This window comes from [Rhizobium] kunmingense, from assembly GCF_977018605.1.
On sequence record NZ_CDRNXG010000001.1, the window covers coordinates 2,836,693 to 2,851,032 of the forward strand.

The 14,340-nt window shown below is 60.2% G+C and carries 17 protein-coding genes; 14 read left to right on the plus strand and 3 right to left on the minus strand.

What is annotated here, in order from left to right; genetic code table 11:
- The 12 genes from kdsA (at nt 1) to lipA (ending at nt 11,039) form a co-directional block, all read left to right on the plus strand.
- Nucleotides 1-849, plus strand: a complete 849-nt coding sequence (gene kdsA / locus AC0JZ4_RS13685; RefSeq protein ID WP_471886915.1) for a 3-deoxy-8-phosphooctulonate synthase — start codon at nt 1-3, stop codon at nt 847-849.
- Nucleotides 850-967: 118 nt separating this feature from the next.
- Entirely contained in the window at nt 968-2,242 is a 1,275-nt protein-coding gene (gene eno, locus AC0JZ4_RS13690) for a phosphopyruvate hydratase (RefSeq protein WP_471886916.1), read from the plus strand.
- A gap of 166 nt (nt 2,243-2,408) precedes the next feature.
- Nucleotides 2,409-2,726: an FtsB family cell division protein gene (locus AC0JZ4_RS13695; protein ID WP_471886917.1), complete on the plus strand. Its 318-nt coding sequence runs from the start codon at nt 2,409-2,411 to the stop codon at nt 2,724-2,726.
- A 196-nt stretch (nt 2,727-2,922) separates the two neighbouring features.
- Nucleotides 2,923-3,981, plus strand: a complete 1,059-nt coding sequence (gene pdhA / locus AC0JZ4_RS13700) for a pyruvate dehydrogenase (acetyl-transferring) E1 component subunit alpha (RefSeq protein WP_471886918.1) — start codon at nt 2,923-2,925, stop codon at nt 3,979-3,981.
- Between the two features lie 21 nt (nt 3,982-4,002).
- Entirely contained in the window at nt 4,003-5,406 is a 1,404-nt protein-coding gene (locus AC0JZ4_RS13705; RefSeq protein ID WP_471886919.1) for a pyruvate dehydrogenase complex E1 component subunit beta, read from the plus strand.
- Nucleotides 5,407-5,421: 15 nt separating this feature from the next.
- Nucleotides 5,422-6,786 (plus strand): pyruvate dehydrogenase complex dihydrolipoamide acetyltransferase, encoded by a 1,365-nt coding sequence (locus AC0JZ4_RS13710; RefSeq protein ID WP_471886920.1) that lies wholly within the window; start codon nt 5,422-5,424, stop codon nt 6,784-6,786.
- Nucleotides 6,787-6,916: 130 nt separating this feature from the next.
- Nucleotides 6,917-7,150: a hypothetical protein gene (locus AC0JZ4_RS13715; protein WP_471886921.1), complete on the plus strand. Its 234-nt coding sequence runs from the start codon at nt 6,917-6,919 to the stop codon at nt 7,148-7,150.
- 45 nt (nt 7,151-7,195) lie between these two features.
- Complete coding sequence (locus AC0JZ4_RS13720) at nt 7,196-7,834, plus strand: SGNH/GDSL hydrolase family protein (protein WP_471887887.1); 639 nt, start codon at nt 7,196-7,198, stop codon at nt 7,832-7,834.
- A 70-nt stretch (nt 7,835-7,904) separates the two neighbouring features.
- On the plus strand, nt 7,905-8,177 hold the full coding sequence (locus tag AC0JZ4_RS13725; protein WP_471886922.1) for a YdcH family protein: 273 nt from the start codon (nt 7,905-7,907) through the stop codon (nt 8,175-8,177).
- A 79-nt stretch (nt 8,178-8,256) separates the two neighbouring features.
- Nucleotides 8,257-9,702: a dihydrolipoyl dehydrogenase gene (gene lpdA, locus AC0JZ4_RS13730; protein WP_471886923.1), complete on the plus strand. Its 1,446-nt coding sequence runs from the start codon at nt 8,257-8,259 to the stop codon at nt 9,700-9,702.
- A 77-nt stretch (nt 9,703-9,779) separates the two neighbouring features.
- On the plus strand, nt 9,780-10,025 hold the full coding sequence (locus tag AC0JZ4_RS13735; protein ID WP_132273513.1) for a GlsB/YeaQ/YmgE family stress response membrane protein: 246 nt from the start codon (nt 9,780-9,782) through the stop codon (nt 10,023-10,025).
- Between the two features lie 39 nt (nt 10,026-10,064).
- Nucleotides 10,065-11,039, plus strand: coding sequence for a lipoyl synthase (lipA, locus tag AC0JZ4_RS13740; protein WP_471886924.1), 975 nt, complete (start codon nt 10,065-10,067; stop codon nt 11,037-11,039).
- A gap of 32 nt (nt 11,040-11,071) precedes the next feature.
- Here lipA and AC0JZ4_RS13745 read toward each other — a convergent pair whose 3' ends face one another.
- Nucleotides 11,072-11,257 carry a hypothetical protein gene (locus AC0JZ4_RS13745; protein WP_471886925.1) on the minus strand — a complete coding sequence of 62 codons (186 nt, stop codon included), beginning with the start codon at nt 11,255-11,257 and terminating at the stop codon, nt 11,072-11,074.
- Nucleotides 11,258-11,452: 195 nt separating this feature from the next.
- On the opposite strand from AC0JZ4_RS13745, the gene AC0JZ4_RS13750 reads away from it, so the two are divergent.
- Both AC0JZ4_RS13750 and AC0JZ4_RS13755 read left to right on the plus strand, forming a co-directional pair.
- Nucleotides 11,453-12,004, plus strand: a complete 552-nt coding sequence (locus tag AC0JZ4_RS13750; RefSeq protein WP_471887888.1) for a P-loop NTPase family protein — start codon at nt 11,453-11,455, stop codon at nt 12,002-12,004.
- Between the two features lie 9 nt (nt 12,005-12,013).
- Nucleotides 12,014-12,472 (plus strand): type II toxin-antitoxin system RatA family toxin, encoded by a 459-nt coding sequence (locus tag AC0JZ4_RS13755; protein WP_471886926.1) that lies wholly within the window; start codon nt 12,014-12,016, stop codon nt 12,470-12,472.
- On the opposite strand, the gene AC0JZ4_RS13760 is transcribed toward AC0JZ4_RS13755, so the two are convergent.
- Together AC0JZ4_RS13760 and AC0JZ4_RS13765 are read right to left on the minus strand one after the other, a co-directional pair.
- The gene (locus tag AC0JZ4_RS13760) at nt 12,469-12,975 is read right to left on the minus strand and encodes a CinA family protein (protein WP_471886927.1); all 507 of its coding nucleotides are present in this window, start codon (nt 12,973-12,975) and stop codon (nt 12,469-12,471) included. The two genes, AC0JZ4_RS13755 and AC0JZ4_RS13760, sit on opposite strands and share 4 nt — an antisense overlap.
- Nucleotides 12,972-14,165, minus strand: coding sequence for a bifunctional 2-C-methyl-D-erythritol 4-phosphate cytidylyltransferase/2-C-methyl-D-erythritol 2,4-cyclodiphosphate synthase (locus tag AC0JZ4_RS13765; RefSeq protein WP_471886928.1), 1,194 nt, complete (start codon nt 14,163-14,165; stop codon nt 12,972-12,974). The genes AC0JZ4_RS13760 and AC0JZ4_RS13765 overlap by 4 nt, the downstream gene beginning before the upstream one ends.
- Between the last annotated feature and the right edge of the window lie 175 nt (nt 14,166-14,340).

The following is a 14,340-nucleotide window of genomic DNA, read 5'->3' on the forward strand; positions in this document are numbered from 1 at the left end:
ATGGCAGTTTCCCCCAAATCAGAAGTTTCCGTCGGCGAGGGCACGAAGAAGGTCGTCTTTTCCAATGCCGGACGATTGTCGCTGATTGCGGGGCCCTGCCAGATGGAAAGCCGCGAGCATGCCTTCATGATCGCCGGAACGCTTGTCGAACTTTGCGACAAGCTCGGTGTCGGCCTCGTCTACAAATCCTCCTTCGACAAGGCGAACCGCACGTCGATCGCTGGCAAGCGCGGCATCGGGCTTGAGAATGCGATGGAAATCTTCGCCGACCTCAAGAAGGAATTCGGATTTCCGGTGCTGACCGACATCCACACCGAGGAACAGTGCAGCATCGTTGCCGAGACGGTCGATATTCTGCAGATCCCTGCCTTCCTGTCGCGCCAGACGGATCTGCTCGTCGCGGCCGCCAAGACCGGTCGCGCGATCAACGTCAAGAAGGGCCAGTTCCTGGCCCCCTGGGACATGAAGAACGTACAGGCGAAATTCCTCGAAAGCGGCAACGGCAATGTCATGCTGTGCGAGCGCGGTGCGTCCTTCGGCTACAACACGCTGGTGTCCGACATGCGTTCGCTGCCGATCATGGCTTCGCTCGGTTCGCCCGTCGTCTTCGACGCCACCCATTCGGTGCAGCAGCCGGGCGGGCAGGGCGGCTCCAGCGGCGGTCAGCGGGAATTCGTCGAGACTTTGGCACGCGCGGCGGTGGCCGTTGGTATTGCCGGCCTGTTCATCGAGACCCATGAGGACCCCGACAACGCACCGTCAGATGGCCCGAACATGGTTCACCTGAAGGACATGCCGCGGCTTCTGGACAAGCTTCTGGCGTTTGACGCCATCGCCAAGGCCGCCTGAGCAATCGGGCGGCGGTTGAGCGCGGTCAAAGTGTTGAGAGCGCTCGCATTGTAATTCGGATGTCATTGAACATGGTTCATTTCAATGACCGAGTGACTGTAAATCTGAGGAGAGACCCTTGACTGCTATTACCGATATCATCGCCCGCGAAATTCTCGACAGCCGCGGCAATCCGACGGTCGAAGTCGACGTTCATCTCGAAGACGGCTCGATGGGCCGTGCAGCCGTGCCGTCCGGCGCGTCTACCGGTGCGCATGAGGCTGTCGAACTGCGTGATGGCGGTAAGCGTTACGGCGGCAAGGGTGTCGAAAAGGCCGTCGAGGCCGTCAATGGCGAGATCTTCGATGCGATCGGCGGTTTCGATGCCGAGAGCCAGATCCATATCGACAAGATGCTCATCGCGCTCGACGGCACGCCGAACAAGTCGCGCCTCGGCGCCAACGCCATTCTCGGTGTATCGCTCGCCGTCGCCAAGGCCGCTGCGGAAGCGTCGGGCCTGCCGCTCTATCGCTACATCGGTGGCGCCGGCGCGCACGTTCTGCCGGTTCCGATGATGAACATCATCAATGGCGGCGCGCATGCCGACAATCCGATCGACTTCCAGGAATTCATGATCCTGCCGGTCGGCGCCGAGACGCTGAAGGATTCGGTCCGCATCGGTGCGGAAATCTTCCACGTCCTGAAGAAGGAACTGGCGTCGCAGGGGCATAACACCAATGTCGGCGACGAAGGCGGCTTTGCACCTGGCCTGAAGAGCGCGCCCGAAGCGCTCGACTTCATCGTCAAGTCGATCGAAAAGGCCGGATACAAGCCGGGTGAGGACGTGTTCCTCGGCCTCGATTGCGCCTCGACCGAGTTCTTCAAGAACGGCAAGTACGAGATGGAAGGCGAGGGCCGTACGCTCGAGCCGGAAGCTATGGCCGACTACCTTGCCGAACTCGCCGCCAAGTACCCGATCATCTCGATCGAAGACGGCATGGCGGAAGACGACTGGGATGGCTGGAAGTACCTGACGGACAAGATCGGCAAGACGGTTCAGCTCGTCGGCGACGACCTTTTCGTCACCAACTCGGCGCGCCTGCGCGACGGTATCAAGATGGGCGTCGCCAACTCGATCCTCGTCAAGGTCAACCAGATCGGCTCGCTGACGGAAACGCTCGATGCCGTCGAGACCGCGCACAAGGCAGCTTATACGGCCGTCATGTCGCACCGCTCGGGCGAGACCGAGGATTCCACGATCGCCGATCTCGCGGTCGCGACCAACTGCGGCCAGATCAAGACCGGCTCGCTGTCGCGCTCGGATCGTCTGGCGAAGTACAACCAGCTCATCCGCATCGAGGAGATGCTCGGTCCGCAGGCGGTTTATGCAGGTCGGTCCATTCTCAAGGGCTGATTGCTCTTGTCTGCCAACTCCGAGACTTCAAAGCCCGCGTTCTCGACGCGGGCTTTTTGCATCGCGGCATGAGAAACGAATGCTTAAGCAAGTTCTGCGAAATTGAATTATTCCGATCGGGGCGAATGATCGCTCTGCCGACCTAATTCCAGGGCGTTGAAGAGGCATGTGGACAAAGCATCATAAGAAGAGAAAATTCGGCCGCCTCGTCCTGCCTGCCATCACCGTCGCGTTCCTCTCCTATTTCGGCTACCATTCGATCCATGGCGACCTCGGTCTGATCGCGACCGACGAGTTCGAGCGCCAGCGGCTGGCGCGGGCTGCAGAGCTGGACGGCTTGACGCAGAGACGCGAGGCTCTCGAGCGTCAGGTGCATCTGATGAGCGATGGCTCGCTCGACAAGGATATGCTCGACGAAATTGCGCGTTATCAATTAAATGTCTCGCGTCCGGATGAAATTGTCATATTTAACAATTATTTCTGAATTAACCTGATTTCGGTTAACTTGTATTTTCTTGATAAATATCAGCGACTTAAATAGCATGTGAGCCATGCAATTATGTCATTGCTGGGGCGGTGTTTCTTGCCTATGGTATGTGCCGAAACCCGAGCGGGTTGTGGTGGGGTTGAAGTCCTGCACAATCGCGCTCTATTCAAGTGCAGCACATAGGGAGGGATCGATGGCGCCAGCTAAATCCGCGTCTGCATCCGGCCGCAAGCCAGCGGCAAAGTCTGCTAACAAGGCAACCTCAAAAGAATTCACCGGCAAGAATACGCCCGACTTCAGCAAGGACGATGAGCTTCACGCCTATCGCGAGATGCTGCTGATCCGCCGTTTCGAAGAGAAGGCCGGCCAGCTTTACGGCATGGGCTTCATCGGCGGCTTCTGCCATCTCTATATCGGCCAGGAAGCTGTCGTTGTCGGTATGCAGATGGCGCAGAAGGAAGGTGATCAGGTCATCACCGCCTATCGCGACCACGGCCACATGCTGGCAACGGGCATGACCGCACGCGGCGTCATGGCCGAGCTTACCGGACGCCAGGGCGGTTATTCGCGCGGCAAGGGCGGCTCGATGCACATGTTCTCCAAGGAGAAGCATTTCTACGGCGGCCACGGTATCGTCGGTGCGCAGGTGTCGCTCGGCACCGGTCTCGCCTTTGCGAATGCCTATCGCGGCAATGACTCGGTTTCGGTCGCCTATTTCGGCGACGGCGCCGCCAACCAGGGCCAGGTCTACGAGAGCTTCAACATGGCGGCTCTGTGGAAACTCCCGATCATCTATATCGTCGAGAACAACCGCTACGCCATGGGCACGTCGACAGCGCGCGCAACTGCGCAGTCGAACTACTCGCAGCGCGGTTCCGGCTTCGGTATTCCGGGCATCCAGGTGGATGGCATGGATGTGCGCGCCGTCAAGGCCGCCGGTGAAGAGGCGCTCGCCCACTGCCGTGCCGGCAAGGGTCCGATCATTCTCGAAATGTTGACCTATCGCTATCGCGGTCACTCCATGTCCGACCCGGCGAAGTATCGCTCCAAGGAAGAAGTGCAGAAGATCCGCTCCGAGCAGGACCCGATCGAGCAGGTGCGCCTGCGCATTCTCGATGGCGGCTGGGCTACCGAAGACGAGCTGAAGGCTATCGACAAGGATATCCGCGACATCGTCACGGATTCGGCCGACTTCGCCCAGAATGATCCGGAGCCGGATGTATCCGAGCTCTACACCGACATCCTGCTCTGAAGCGCGGGGAGGAAAGAACACATGCCTATCGATATCCTGATGCCTGCGCTGTCTCCGACAATGGAAGAAGGCACGCTGTCCAAGTGGCTCAAGAATGAAGGTGACGCCGTCAAGTCCGGCGATGTCATCGCCGAGATCGAAACAGACAAGGCGACGATGGAAGTCGAAGCCGTCGATGAAGGCGTGATCGGCAAGCTGCTGATCGAGGCCGGCACCGAAAACGTCAAGGTCAACACCAAGATCGCCATCCTTCTCGAAGAGGGCGAAAGCGCCGACGCGATCGGTTCGTCCGCGCCTGCTGCCGAGGCACCTAAGGCGGAAGCCTCCGACGCTGCCGGCGGCAAGGCTCGCGAAGCCAAGGACGAGACGCCGGCGACCGACAAGGTTCCGGCCCAGCCGAAGCTCGACGTCGCCGCCGATCCGGATATTCCGGAAGGTACCGAAATGGTTTCGATGACCGTTCGCGAAGCCTTGCGCGACGCGATGGCGGAAGAAATGCGCCGCGACGAAGATGTCTTCGTCATGGGTGAGGAAGTCGCCGAGTACCAGGGCGCCTACAAGATCACGCAAGGCCTGCTGCAGGAATTCGGCGCACGCCGCGTCATCGACACCCCGATCACCGAACACGGCTTTGCCGGCGTCGGCGTCGGTGCGGCGATGGCAGGCCTCAAGCCGATCGTCGAGTTCATGACCTTCAACTTCGCCATGCAGGCGATCGACCAGATCATCAACTCGGCAGCCAAGACGCTCTACATGTCCGGCGGCCAGATGGGTGCTCCGATCGTGTTCCGCGGTCCGAACGGTGCTGCTGCCCGCGTTGGCGCGCAGCACAGCCAGGATTACGCATCGTGGTACAGCCAGATCCCCGGCCTCAAGGTCGTCATGCCGTATACGGCTGCCGACGCCAAGGGCCTGTTGAAGGCTGCCATCCGCGATCCGAACCCGGTCGTCTTCCTCGAGAACGAAATCCTCTACGGTCAGCATTTCGACGTGCCGAAGCTCGATGATTTCGTCCTGCCGATCGGCAAGGCGCGCATCCACCGCAAGGGCAAGGACGTGACCGTCGTTTCCTTCGGTATCGGCATGACCTACGCCACCAAGGCGGTTGCCGAACTGGAGAAGGAAGGCATCGATGTCGAACTGATCGATCTGCGCACGCTGCGTCCGATGGACCTGCCGACCGTCATCGAATCCGTCAAGAAGACCGGCCGCCTCGTCACCGTCGAGGAAGGTTATCCGCAGAACTCGATCGGTGCCGAAATCGCCACCCGCGTGATGCAGCAGGCCTTCGACTATCTCGATGCCCCGGTGCTCACGATCGCCGGCAAGGACGTTCCGATGCCTTACGCCGCCAACCTCGAAAAGCTGGCTCTGCCGAATGTCGGTGAAGTCATCGAGGCGGTGAAGACCGTCTGCTACAAGTAAGGATGAGGTGATACGATGCCTATCAACATCACCATGCCGGCCCTGTCCCCCACGATGGAAGAGGGCAACCTTTCCAAGTGGCTGGTCAAGGAAGGCGACACGGTCAAGTCCGGCGATGTGATCGCCGAGATCGAAACCGACAAGGCGACGATGGAAGTCGAAGCCGTGGACGAGGGCGTGATCGCCAAGATCGTCGTCCCGGCCGGCACCGAAGCGGTCAAGGTCAACGCCCTGATCGCCATCATTGCCGAGGAAGGCGAAGACGTTGCCGCCGCTGCTGCCGGTGCGGGTTCCGCACCCAAGGCGGAAGCAAAGGCCGAGGCTCCCAAGGCCGAATCCGCTTCGGCTGAAAAGGCTGCGGAAGCACCGAAGGCGGCAACTCCCGTCACCGATGCTGCTCCGGCGCCGTCGACGCCTGCACCGAAGGCCGATGGCAAGCGTGTCTTCTCTTCGCCGCTTGCCCGTCGTCTCGCCAAGGAAGCCGGTCTCGATCTCTCTGCCGTCACCGGCACCGGCCCACATGGCCGTGTCGTCAAGGCGGACGTCGAGAAGGCTGCCACAGGCGGTTCGGCAAAGGCTGCTCCGGCCGCTTCGATACCTGCCGCTGCTGCGCCTGCTGTTGCCAAGGGTCCGTCGGACGACGCCACGCTCAAGCTGTTTGCGGAAGGCTCCTACGAGCTCCTGCCGCATGACGGCATGCGCAAGACGATCGCCGCGCGCCTGACCGAGTCGACCCAGACGGTTCCGTCCTACACGATCTCGATGGATTGCGAGCTCGATGCGCTGATGAAGCTTCGCGCCGAAATCAACGCTTCGGCACCGGTGAAGAAGACCGAGAAGGGTGAGGTTCCGGCCTTCAAGCTCTCCGTCAACGACTTCATCATCAAGGCGATGGCGCTGGCACTGCGCGATGTCCCGATGGCGAATGCCTCCTGGACCTCGACGGCGCGCGTGCTGCACAAGCATGCGGATGTGGGTGTTGCCGTGTCGATCCCCGATGGCCTGATCACGCCGATCGTTCGCAAGGCGGAAACCAAGTCTCTGTCGGTCATCTCCAACGAGGTGAAGGACATGGCCAAGCGCGCCCGCGACAAGAAGCTGAAGCCGGAAGAATACCAGGGCGGCACGACTTCGGTCTCCAACCTCGGCATGTTCGGCGTCTCGTCGTTCACCTCGATCGTCAACCTGCCGCAGGCCTCGATCGTGTCGATCGGCGCCGGTGTCGAGAAGCCGGTCGTTCGCGCCGGCAAGCTCGAAGTCGGCACGGTGATGACGGCGACCTTTGCCTTCGACCACCGCGTCATCGATGGCGCGCTCGGCGCGGAACTTGCTTCTGCCTTCAAGCGCTACATCGAAAACCCGATGTCGATGCTGGTGTAGTGGTTTTTGGTCGCGGTGAAAGCCGCGGCCTGTTCCACCTGAGGATGCCCCCGGAACGTGACATTTGTCGATCAACTATCCATATTTAATGGATGCCGATCTTGGCAAGAGGTGTGACGGAGAGTGTTCTATGGCGAATGAACCGGTAGACATGATCATGCCGATGCTGCGCGAAATGCGTAGTGAGATGAATGACCGATTTTCGCAAATCGATCGGCATATCGGTGATGTCGAGGACGAGCTGAAAAGTGTGCGCAAGATGTTGGTTGCGGACACGTTGATGTCCAAGCTCGCTACAGGTGATTTTGAGAAGCGAATCTCGGCGTTGGAAATCGACGTGCAAAGGCTGATGAGGGAGACCTAATCCCATCGACGCACGTCTGCAGGGAATGACTGACATATGGACAATATGAAAACCGTTCTTTGCTTCGGCGACAGCTTGACTTGGGGCTATGATCCGGAAGGCCCCGGCCGTCATGCGTTCGAGGATCGCTGGCCGAGTGCGCTCGGCTCTGCGCTTGGCGAGAGTGTCACCGTCATCGCTGAAGGGTTGAATGGGCGTACAACCGGTTACGACGATCATCTGGCCGATTGCGACCGGAACGGCGTGACGAATCTGCCCACGGTGCTTCACACCCATATGCCGCTCGACCTCGTCATCATCATGCTCGGCACCAACGACATGAAGCCGACGATTGCCGGGGCTGCGCACGCGGCGCGTGCCGGCATGCAGCGGCTGGTCGGGCTCATCCGCCACCATGAATGGTCTTTCGACTATGATGCGCCGGATGTCCTGATCGTGTCGCCGCCGCCGCTTTGCAGCACGGCGGATCCGGTGTTCGCGGCCATGTTCAAGGATGGCATCGAGCAATCCGCGATGCTTGCCTCGCTTTATCGGGACCTTGCCGATGACATGGGATGCGGCTTTTTCGATGCCGGTTCGGTTGCGCAGACCAGTCCGGTCGATGGTGTGCACCTGACGGCGGAGGGAACGCGGGCAATTGGTCGCGGCCTCGAGCCGATCGTGCGAATGATGCTTGGCCTGTGATCTGAATCAACGGAGGAATTTTTAGGCGGACCTAGCGTGGCCCTTTCCGAACGAAAGAGGGATTTGCACCATGCCTGGCACGCCGCATGAACTGGCCGCGGAATTTCCGGATTTCAGGGCGCTCTTGCATCATCTCCAGCAAACCGACGGGCATTTCGCCAGGCTTTGCCGGAGCTATGAGGAGCTGAGCCGAAAAGTCCGACTGGCCGAAAAACGCAACGAGCCCGCCGGCGATGCCTTGCTCATCGACATGTGCAATCAGCGCCGGCAGCTGAAGGAAGAAATCCACGGGATGCTGGTTCACCCCGAACCGGAGGCGGAGGCGATCAAGCTGGCGGTGTGACGCCAGGCGCTTCCATCCCGTCAAAGGCTGGAGGACGGGTGTCCTCAAGCTCTAAATAAACAGAGGATTGGAAGCGCTCATGTCCAACGCTTATGACGTCATCGTAATCGGCTCGGGCCCCGGCGGCTATATCGCCGCCATCCGTGCCAGCCAGCTCGGCATGAAGGTCGCCGTCGTCGAACGCGAACACCTCGCCGGCATCTGCTCGAACTGGGGCTGCATTCCGACCAAGGCGCTGCTGCGCACCGCCGACGTGCTGCACACCGCGACCCATGCCAAGGATTACGGTCTGACGCTCGAAGGCTCGATCAAGCCGGACGTCAAGGCGATCGTCGCCCGTTCGCGCGGCATTGCCGCGCGGATGAACAACGGCGTCGGCTTCCTGTTCAAGAAGAACAAGGTCGATATCATCTGGGGTGAGGCCAGGATCACCAAGCCGGGCGAAATTGTCGTCGGCAAGATAACCAAAGAGATCGTGCAGCCGCAGGGTCCGGTGCCGAAGAACACGCTGGGCGAGGGCACCTACACCGCCAAGCACATTATCGTTGCCACCGGTGCGCGTCCGCGCGCGCTTCCCGGCATCGAGCCGGATGGCAAGCTGATCTGGACCTATTTTGAAGCCATGAAGCCGGAAGAGCTGCCGAAGTCACTGCTGGTCATGGGCTCGGGCGCCATCGGCATCGAGTTCGCGAGCTTCTACCGCACAATGGGCGTCGACGTCACCGTCGTCGAAATCATGAGCCAGGTCATGCCGGTCGAAGATGCGGAAATCTCCGCTTTCGCCAAGAAGCAGTTCGAAAAGCAAGGCATCAAGATCCATCTGGAGGCGAAGGTCGCCAAGGTCGAGAAGGGTTCCAACTCGGTCACCGCCACTATCGAGAAGAAGGACGGTTCGTCCGAAAAGATCACCGCTGACCGGATGATCTCGGCCGTCGGCGTTCAGGCCAATATCGAAAATATCGGGCTCGAAGCCGCCGGCGTGAAGACCGATCGCGGTTTCATCGTCATCGACGGCTACGGCAAGACCAACGTCAACGGCATCTACGCGATCGGTGACGTTGCCGGTGGCCCGCTGCTCGCTCACAAGGCCGAGCATGAAGCCGTCGTCTGCGTCGAAAAGATTGCCGGCCTGCCGAACGTTCATGCCACCGACAAGAGCAAGATCCCTGGCTGCACCTATTGCAACCCGCAGGTCGCCTCGGTTGGTTTGACGGAAGCCAAGGCCAAGGAGCAGGGCCGCGACATTCGCGTCGGCCGCTTCTCCTTTGCCGCCAACGGCAAGGCCGTGGCGCTCGGTGAGGACCAGGGCATGGTCAAGACCATCTTCGACAAGAAGACGGGCGAACTGCTCGGCGCCCACATGGTCGGTGCGGAAGTCACCGAACTGATCCAGGGTTTTGTCGTCGCCATGAACCTGGAGACGACCGAAGAAGACCTGATGCACACGATCTTCCCGCATCCGACCATTTCGGAATCGATGAAGGAAAGCGTGCTGGACGCCTATGGTCGCGTGCTGAACGCCTGATATTGCAGGGCTTCATCCGGCATTGTGCCCGGATGAAGCCCTAACCATATCTGGGCTTTGAACATCAGGAGAATGGAATGGGCGTCGGCTGGTTTGCAGCAATCATCATCGGGGGCTTGGCGGGATGGCTCGCGGGCAAGCTGATGGATATGCGCTTCGGCATATTCATGAACATCATCATCGGCATTGTCGGTGCAGTGCTCGCCAATGCCATCTTCGACAGCGCCAATATCCATGTCGCCAGCGGATGGCTGGGTTACCTGGTGCAGGGTTTCGTTGGTTCTTGCATTTTGCTATTTGTCGCCAAACTCGTCAGACGGTGACGGGGGCCGCAGGTTCTCGCGGCGGAGGAGCATTCATATATGGTCACAATTCTCGACAGGACGTCGCTTAACGACGAAAAGCGCATCCGTCACCCTGAAAAGGCGCATCGGCCGGATACCGAGGTGATGCGCAAGCCCGAGTGGATCCGCGTCAAAGCGCCGGTCTCGAAAGGGTATCAGGAAACCCGTTCGATCGTGAAGGAGCACAAGCTCGTCACGGTTTGCGAAGAGGCGGGCTGTCCCAATATCGGTGAGTGCTGGGACAAGAAGCACGCCACCTTCATGATCATGGGCGAGATCTGCACCCGCGCCTGTGCCTTCTGCAATGTCGCGACCGGCAAACCGAACGCGCTCGATATGGCGGAACCGGAAAACGTCGCCAAGGCGGTGAAGGAAATGGGCCTGTCCCACGTCGTCATCACCTCGGTCGACCGTGACGATCTGGCAGATGGTGGTGCCGAGCACTTCGAAAAGGTGATCTGGGCGATCCGGGCGGCCTCGCCGCTGACGACGATCGAGATCCTGACGCCGGACTTTCTGAAGAAGCCGGGTGCGCTGGAGCGTGTCGTTGCCGCCAAGCCCGATGTGTTCAATCACAATATGGAGACGGTTCCGGGCAACTACCTCACGGTTCGCCCCGGCGCGCGGTATTTCCACTCCGTGCGCCTGCTGCAGCGGGTCAAGGAGCTGGATCCGACCATGTTCACCAAGTCCGGCATCATGGTCGGGCTGGGTGAAGAGCGCAACGAAGTGCTGCAGCTGATGGATGACCTCAGGACGGCGGACGTCGACTTCCTGACGATCGGCCAGTATCTGCAGCCGACGCGCAAGCATCACAAGGTCGAAAAATTCGTCACGCCGGACGAGTTCAAGTCCTATGAGACGGTTGCCTATACGAAGGGGTTCCTGATGGTCGCGTCGAGCCCGCTGACCCGGTCGTCGCACCATGCAGGCGACGATTTTGCGCGGCTTCGTGCAGCGCGCGAGAAGAAGCTTCTGGTTGCCGCCGAATAGGCGGCAACCAATCTCCGATATTTCAGGGTCTGTTATTCTGCTGCTTCGACCTTCGGACGCTTGTCCTGGCCGTGGCGGCGTTCGCGCAGGGTGCCTTTCTGGCCGCGCGCCTCACCCTTTGCCATTTCGATGAAATAGGCCAGCATGGGCATGCCGTTCATGTCTGCGAGCTGCTTCGCGGATTCGAGCAGCTTTATCATCTGTGCGAAATCGTCCATGGATATGCGTCTTTCGGATAGATCGTTCTTTTTAGAATATTGCAACGCACCAATATAGGGCAGATTGCGCGCTGGGAATATTACAACCCGCATGCGCTGCATTAAATTTCTTTAACTTGAAATTTGTCAAACGGGAAGCCGGGGAGGTGATCGGTGGACATCACATCGGACGCATCCGCGATATGCTGCGTGACAATGGGCGAGGCGGCCGGGCTTTTGCGCCAGTCCCGTCGCATTCTCGTGATCGGCTGTTCCGGCGGCGGCAAGTCGACGCTTTCGCAGAGAATCGCCGAGTGCTTTACTCTTCCCTATGTGTCGATGGACCGCGAATTTCTCTGGCAGCCCGGCTGGGTGAAGCGCGACAAGGTGGATGAACGTCGGCTGATCGCAAAGGCTGTTTCCGCCGATCAGTGGATTATGGATGGCAGCGGCGCCTCGACCTTCGACCTGCGCTTGCCGCGTACGGAGCTCGTCATCTGGCTCAGGGTGCCGCGCTGGCAGTGTCTCTTGGGCGTCTTCATGCGCGTCTTCCGCTATTTCGGCCGCACGAGACCCGACATGGCGCCCGGTTGCCCGGAGCGGCTGCCGGATGCCGACTTCCTTTCCTACATCTGGAATTTCGAGAGGGTGTTCGTGCCGGCGATCCTGCGCAATATCGAGCGATACGGGCCGGATGTCCCGGTGGTCATTCTCAAATCGCGGCGACAAATGCGGCAGCTTCTTGATCTTGCGAGGCAAGGCGATTAACTGCAGGCCATGCCCAAGTTCGAGATCCTCCGCCCCGTCAAGCACAGCCCCGAAAAGATGTATGCGCTCGTCGCCGACATCGAGCGCTACCCGGAATTCCTGCCGCTATGCGAGGCGCTTGCCGTGCGCACGCGCAAGGAACGGGACGGCAAGGTTCTGCTGCTGGCAGACATGACGGTGGGCTACAAGGCGATCCGCGAGACGTTCACGACCCAGGTATTGCTCAATCCGTCAGAGAAGGCGATCGACGTCAAATATATCGAGGGACCATTCAAGTATCTCGACAATCGCTGGCGCTTCGAGCCTGCTACGGATGGCGGTGACGGCTGCATCGTGCATTTCTATATCGACTACGAATTCAAGAGCATGATTCTCGGTGCACTGATGGGGTCGATGTTCGATCGTGCCTTCCGCATGTTCACCGACGCCTTCGAGGCCCGCGCCGACAAAATTTACGCTGCGGCCTAAATTTCGAGGTCAGCCGCCTCGCGCAGCATTTCGAAGGCGGTACGGATGGTTGCCAGCCTGATCTCCGTCCTGCCCAGATCGCCATAGCGCATTTCCCTGTGCAGGGGCGCTCCGGTGCGGGTGCGGGCTGCCAGATGGACGAGACCGACCGGCTTGTCCACCGAGCCGCCGCCGGGACCGGCAATGCCGGTAACGGCTACCGCGATGTTCGAGCGTGAGCGGAACAGCGCGCCGTTGACCATCTGCAGCGCGGTTTCCTGCGATACCGCCCCGTAGGTCGTCAATGTCGACGTATGGACGCCGAGCATGTCCGTCTTCGCCTCATTCGTATAGGTGACGAAGCCGCGGTCGACGACGGCGGAGGATCCGGGAATGTCCGTCAAGGCCCCGGCAATCAGGCCGCCGGTGCAGGATTCGGCGGTCGACAACATCAGGCCCAGACGGCCGAAATCCTCGATGATCCGCCGTGCTTCAGCCTCCATATCGGCCGGGAACAGGCTCATGCCGGCGATCCGCGATAAACGACGGTTGCCGTGGCGATCGCGGCGATGCCCTCGCGGCGGCCGACGAAGCCGATTGTCTCGTTGGTCGTCGCCTTGACTGAGCAACGGTCCATCGAGATGCCGAGGATCTCGGCAAGGTTGGCGCGCATCGCATCGCGGTGCGGCCCGACTTTCGGGGCTTCGGCGATCAGCGAGACGTCGGCATTCATGATCACGCCGCCCTTTTCGCGTACGATCTTTGCCGCATGGTCGAGAAAGATTTTTGATGCGGCACCCTTCCACTGCATGTCCGACGGCGGGAAATGGTCGCCGATATCGCCGGCACCACAGGTGGCGAGCAGGGCGTCCGTCAAGGCGTGCAGGGCAACGTCTGCATCGGAATGGCCGGACAGTTTTTGATCATGCGGGATGAAGACTCCGCAGAGTGTCACGCCATTTCCTTCGACCAGCTGGTGGACGTCGTAGCCGTTGCCGGTGCGCACGTCCGGCAGGGCCTGGGAAGAGAGTTTTTCGTCGGCCATGGCGATGTCCCGTTTCACAGTCAGTTTCACATTGTCGACCGATCCTTCGACGAGCGTCACCGGCAGGCCGGCCCATTCGGCGATGGCGGCGTCGTCGGTAAAGTCTTCGCGGCGAAGCGCCGCGGCCTTCTCGTGTGCGGCGCGGATTTCCGACAGGAGGAAGCTCTGCGGCGTCTGTGCGGCATAAAGCCCGGCACGCGACACGGTCTCATGCACCAGGCCGTCGCTGCCGCCGCGCTTCAGCGTGTCGCTGACAGCGATTGCCGGCAGGACTGCGTCTATGCCGCCATCGAACGCCTCCGCGATGCGGTCGAGAATCACGTGGTCGACGAAGGGGCGGGCGGCGTCATGGATCATCACATGCGTCGCGTCTGTTTCTGACAGGGCGCGCAGGCCCTCATAGACGGATCGCTGGCGCGTCTCGCCGCCGAATGTGGTTGTGACGGACGCCATGTCGCCGAGGGCGGATGTTGCCCCGGCATAAAGCGCTTCGTCATCCGGGTGAATGACAACCACGATCGGACCACGCTTGTCCCACTTCAGGAAGGTCTCAAGCGTGTGTGCAATCACTGGGCGGCCGCCGATCGCGCGGTATTGCTTCGGCCCTTCCTCGGGCGCGCCTGCTCTCTCACCGCGTCCTGCAGCGACGATAACGATGCCGATTGTCATGGTTTTGTCGTCCCAGTCCCGTAGCGAATTCAATTGACAGGCGCAGAACTATAGACTCAAAAGCCGCATTTCCAGCATGTCGCTTAAAAATAGCGCAGTCCGTAAATCGCTCTTGGCAAACGCTCAAGACCTGAATAAAAATAGTGCAGAATACTATTTTGCCTGAAAGATCATC

Excerpts from the sequence above, each read along its gene's own strand:
- kdsA (WP_471886915.1), top strand. The coding sequence starts at position 1 with ATGGCAGTTTCCCCCAAATCAGAAGTTTCCGTCGGCGAGGGCACGAAG.
- AC0JZ4_RS13695 (WP_471886917.1), top strand. The coding sequence starts at position 2,409 with ATGTGGACAAAGCATCATAAGAAGAGAAAATTCGGCCGCCTCGTCCTG.
- pdhA (WP_471886918.1), top strand. The coding sequence starts at position 2,923 with ATGGCGCCAGCTAAATCCGCGTCTGCATCCGGCCGCAAGCCAGCGGCA.
- AC0JZ4_RS13705 (WP_471886919.1), top strand. The coding sequence starts at position 4,003 with ATGCCTATCGATATCCTGATGCCTGCGCTGTCTCCGACAATGGAAGAA.
- AC0JZ4_RS13710 (WP_471886920.1), top strand. The coding sequence starts at position 5,422 with ATGCCTATCAACATCACCATGCCGGCCCTGTCCCCCACGATGGAAGAG.
- AC0JZ4_RS13715 (WP_471886921.1), top strand. The coding sequence starts at position 6,917 with ATGGCGAATGAACCGGTAGACATGATCATGCCGATGCTGCGCGAAATG.
- AC0JZ4_RS13720 (WP_471887887.1), top strand. The coding sequence starts at position 7,196 with ATGAAAACCGTTCTTTGCTTCGGCGACAGCTTGACTTGGGGCTATGAT.
- AC0JZ4_RS13725 (WP_471886922.1), top strand. The coding sequence starts at position 7,905 with ATGCCTGGCACGCCGCATGAACTGGCCGCGGAATTTCCGGATTTCAGG.
- lpdA (WP_471886923.1), top strand. The coding sequence starts at position 8,257 with ATGTCCAACGCTTATGACGTCATCGTAATCGGCTCGGGCCCCGGCGGC.
- AC0JZ4_RS13735 (WP_132273513.1), top strand. The coding sequence starts at position 9,780 with ATGGGCGTCGGCTGGTTTGCAGCAATCATCATCGGGGGCTTGGCGGGA.
- lipA (WP_471886924.1), top strand. The coding sequence starts at position 10,065 with ATGGTCACAATTCTCGACAGGACGTCGCTTAACGACGAAAAGCGCATC.
- AC0JZ4_RS13745 (WP_471886925.1), bottom strand. The coding sequence starts at position 11,257 with ATGGACGATTTCGCACAGATGATAAAGCTGCTCGAATCCGCGAAGCAG.
- AC0JZ4_RS13750 (WP_471887888.1), top strand. The coding sequence starts at position 11,453 with ATGGGCGAGGCGGCCGGGCTTTTGCGCCAGTCCCGTCGCATTCTCGTG.
- AC0JZ4_RS13755 (WP_471886926.1), top strand. The coding sequence starts at position 12,014 with ATGCCCAAGTTCGAGATCCTCCGCCCCGTCAAGCACAGCCCCGAAAAG.
- AC0JZ4_RS13760 (WP_471886927.1), bottom strand. The coding sequence starts at position 12,975 with ATGAGCCTGTTCCCGGCCGATATGGAGGCTGAAGCACGGCGGATCATC.
- AC0JZ4_RS13765 (WP_471886928.1), bottom strand. The coding sequence starts at position 14,165 with ATGACAATCGGCATCGTTATCGTCGCTGCAGGACGCGGTGAGAGAGCA.